This window comes from Streptomyces sp. (assembly GCF_050698815.1).
Classification (GTDB): Bacteria; Actinomycetota; Actinomycetes; order Streptomycetales; family Streptomycetaceae; genus Streptomyces.
Map to the genome: position 1 here is coordinate 1 of NZ_JBOHCV010000213.1, position 3,033 is coordinate 3,033.

Annotated in this window: 2 protein-coding genes and 1 pseudogene; 1 reads left to right on the forward strand and 2 read right to left on the reverse strand. The window is 73.5% G+C overall.

Annotated features, from left to right (window positions below):
• Positions 1-284 (reverse strand): LacI family DNA-binding transcriptional regulator (locus ACRDP3_RS07975; RefSeq protein ID WP_431516142.1); only part of this gene is annotated, 284 nt, incomplete at its 3' end.
• A 169-nt stretch (positions 285-453) separates the two neighbouring features.
• Between ACRDP3_RS07975 and ACRDP3_RS07980 the strand changes: the two genes are divergently transcribed.
• Positions 454-2,574: an amylo-alpha-1,6-glucosidase gene (locus ACRDP3_RS07980; protein ID WP_431516143.1), complete on the forward strand. Its 2,121-nt coding sequence runs from the start codon at positions 454-456 to the stop codon at positions 2,572-2,574.
• A 61-nt stretch (positions 2,575-2,635) separates the two neighbouring features.
• On the opposite strand, the pseudogene ACRDP3_RS07985 reads toward ACRDP3_RS07980, so the two are convergent.
• Positions 2,636-3,033 (reverse strand): annotated as a pseudogene (locus ACRDP3_RS07985) (response regulator); the annotation flags it as partial.

Here is a 3,033-nt window from a genome sequence, read left to right on the forward strand (position 1 = left end):
CGGTCGAGCACCGGGGTGGAGACGCCCGAATCGCTCAGCCGGAAACCGTAGCCGATGAGCCGGCTGGCGCGGGTGCGCAGGGAGCGGGCCGCACGGTGCGGCCGGTAGCCCATCTCCTCGACTGCCTGGCGGACCCGCTCCAAGGTCTCCGGGCGCAGCAGATCAGGGGTGTTGAGCGCGTTGGAGACCGTCTGGGTGGAGACGCCCGCCCGCTGGGCGACCATCGCCATGGTGACCGAGCCCGACCCGGGGGCGGGCGGCGGCGATGCGGAACGTGCGGGCATGAGATGTCGTCTCCGTGCGGGCTGGACGGTGCTCGGCCGGCCGGGCTCGGCTGGTCGGTTTCGGGCGGTCGTTCGGGGCGGTCGAACTCCCGGTCGCAGGGGCCGCGTAACCGCTTGACCTCGCTGCTAGGGTCGTTTGATCGATCCAATGAATGAGAGGTTGCGCCACGTGGACACCACTGTCAAGGCTCATGACGGCACGGAAGCCGCGGCGGCGTCCGGCGCGCAGGAGGGACTTCAGCCCTTTCTGCATGACGCCTGCCTCACGCTCTGCGCGCCCAGCCTGGCCGTATCCCACCCGGACGGTCGGATCGGCGGCGGACCCGACGGCTTCTACCACGGGGACCGCCGGGTGCTCTCGCTCCTCGAGGCGGTCGCCGAGTCGGTGCCCAACGCGCCCATCAGCGGCGGCCCCGACAGTGCCGACCGGGCCTCGTTCCGTACCGTGCTGCGCGGACTCGCGGAGCACAGTCCGGACCCGGCCGTCACACTCGAACGGCACCGCGTCGTCCGCGCCGGCGAGCTGACGGAGACCTTCACCCTGGCCAACGCGGGCCGCACGGCGGTGACCGTACGGCTCACGCTGCGCGCGGGGAGCGACCTCGCCTTTCTGGAGAGCGTCAAGTCGGGCCGTCCGGTGCCGAACGTGCCGCCCACCCGGCAGGCCGACGGACTCACCTGGTCGCACGGCCCGGTGACCGTGCGGCTGACCGCCTCGCCTGCGCCCGACGGTGTCGAGCCCGCGGCCGGTCAGACGGCCGCACTGGGCTACAGCGTCGAACTGGCCCCCGGCGCACGCTGGGAGACCACGCTGCGCTGCACCGTCGAGGACCAGGCGGGCCAGGCATTCGCCGCCGCCTCGGCCGAGGCCCGCGCCCGATTGGCGGACACGGCCACGCTCCGCAGCGCCGACCGCGGACTCGACCACTGGTTCGCGCGGTCACGCTCCGACCTCGCCGCCCTGCTGCTGGCCGACCCGCAGGACGAGAACGACACCTTCCTCGCGGCCGGCGCGCCGTGGTTCCTCACCCTGTTCGGCCGGGACTCGATCCTGGCCGCCCGCATGCTGCTGCCGCTGGGCACCGATCTCGCCGCCGGAACGCTGCGCACCCTCGCCCGCCGGCAAGGCGGCACGGTCGACCCGGGCACTGAGGAGCAGCCCGGCAAGATCCTGCACGAAGTGCGCCGCGACGGGCTCGACTTCGGCGGCGAACTCACCCTCCCGCCCTGCTACTTCGGCACCGTCGACGCCACTCCGCTGTGGGTGACACTGCTGCACGACGCCTGGCGCTGGGGCATGCGCCCCGAGGAGGTCGAACGCCTGCTGCCGCACGCCGAGTCGGCACTCACCTGGATGGACCGGTACGGGGACGCCGACGGCGACGGCTTCCTGGAGTACGTCGACAGCACCGGGCGCGGACTGTCCAACCAGGGCTGGAAGGACTCCGGCGACGCGGTCCGCAGCCGTGCCGGACGGCTGGCCGAGCCCCCCACCGCGCTGTGTGAGGTCCAGGCGTACGCCCACGAGGCGGCCCTCGGCGCGGCCGCGCTGCTGCGGGCCTTCGGCCGCCCGGACGCGGACCGCTGGGAGGAATGGGCCGAGCGGCTCAGGCTGCGCTTCCGCGAGCGGTTCTGGGTCGAGGACGCCGAGGGCCCCTATCCCGCCATCGCACTCGGCCACGACAAGCGGCCGCTGGACGCCCTCACCTCCAACATCGGTCATCTGCTGGGCACCGGCCTGCTCGACGACGAGGAGAGCCGCCTGGTCGCGGCACGCCTGACCGGAGCGCACCTCGACTCCGGCTTCGGTCTGCGCACCCTGGCCGACGACTCCACGGGCTTCAACCCGCTCGGCTACCACATCGGTTCGGTATGGCCGCACGACACGGCCATGGCCGTGCAGGGGCTGGTCCGTGCCGGCCTGCACGAGGCGGCGGAGCCGCTCATCGCCGGCCTGATCAGGGCATCGGTGGCCTTCGACGGCCGGCTTCCGGAGCTTTTCGCTGGTCACGGAGCCGGTAGGGACAGCCGCCCCGCCCCCTACCCCGCCTCGTGCCGCCCGCAGGCGTGGGCCGCGGCCTCCTCGGTGGTGGTCCTGCAGGCGGTGCTGGGTCTGACGGCGGACGCCCCGCGGGACCGGATCTCGATGAGCCCCGAACTGGCCGCCGGCTACCGGCCGTTGCGGGCCACCGGCTTGCGGCTGGCGGACCGCGGGTTCGAGGTGGCCGTCGACGGCGACGGGGGAACACACGTGGCGGGTCTGCCGGAGGGGTTCGTGCAGGCGCCGTAGCCGCATCTGCGGACGCACCGGACAGCGGAGGGGCGAGACCGCGAGAGGTCTCCAGCGGCTCCTACGTCGCCTCGCCCTTCGCCAGGCTGTGGACCTGCCGCTCCAGTTCGGCGATCCGCTCGGCCAGCCGCGACGTCTCGGCCGCTTCCCCCTCGCGGAGCAGAAGTTCGATCTGGACGAGCTTCTCGGCGATCTCGGCCAGCCGCTCCGCGCCCCCGGTGCCGGCTCCCATGCCGTCCTGCTGTCCCGACGGCCCGGGCCAGGTGCCCTCCAGCGGGCCTTCCGCGGTCGCCGCCTGCCGGCCTGCCCCGCGCGGCGTCTGCTCGGCGACGAGCAGGCGGCGCAACTGCTCCGCCTGCACGGCGAGCTGCCGGTTCTTGCGGTCCAGCTCCAGGAACACGTTGACCTTCGTGCGCAGCACCCAGGGATCGATCGGCTTGGACAGGAAGTCGGCGGCGC